Source organism: Campylobacter sp. CNRCH_2013_0855, assembly GCF_025773025.1.
Taxonomy (GTDB): domain Bacteria; phylum Campylobacterota; class Campylobacteria; order Campylobacterales; family Campylobacteraceae; genus Campylobacter_D; species Campylobacter_D jejuni_C.
This window is the reverse complement of sequence record NZ_JAKMTE010000062.1, coordinates 1-651: the sequence shown is the minus strand read 5'-3', so window position 1 is coordinate 651 and position 651 is coordinate 1. Positions and strand designations below refer to the sequence as shown.

The following is a 651-nucleotide window of genomic DNA, read 5'->3' as shown; positions in this document are numbered from 1 at the left end:
ATCAAGATAATGCTATAAAACAAGATACACCTAGTTATTATTTTTCTCCTAAAGATGAAGATAGTGGCAAAGGAAAACTTAGCATCTTTTATAAAAATGATGAACTTTGCTTGCTTAATTATTCTATTATAGAAAATTCTTTAAATATCAAATTAGAATGTTTAAGCAAGCAAAGCTTAGAGTATAAAGATTTAATTTCAAACACTCTAAAAGAACAAAAAACCATACAAATAAATAAAAAACAAGCTATAGCTAAACTTCATGCCCTTTTAGAAAATCAAAACCTAGAATGTATCCATGGAGGTAAAGTCATACTTCAATCAAACAAAGGAAAAACTTTTAAAGATGGTGGTGTGCCTATTATGCTAGAAAGTGATTTACTTAATTCTAGCATAAGTGGCTGTCCTAATACTATAGGAAAAGTAAGTTATCCTTGCACCAAGGTAGTAGATGTTAAAGGCTCTTTATCTCAAAAGAAAGTTAATAATGAATATGCAATCTTACAAGAACTCATCTCAGCTTGTATTAGTGATAAAGGTTTTCCTTTAAAAGTAAGCTTTGTACCTACTAAGTTTAAATTTGATCATAGTTTTAATCCTAAGGAAGGCTTAGCCAAACAAAGCAAAAGCCAAACAAAGCTAAAAGAGCCTA

Annotated in this window: 1 pseudogene; it reads left to right on the top strand. The window is 29.3% G+C overall.

Annotated features, from left to right (window positions below):
* Positions 1-651 (top strand): annotated as a pseudogene (locus L8X40_RS08435) (hypothetical protein); the annotation flags it as partial.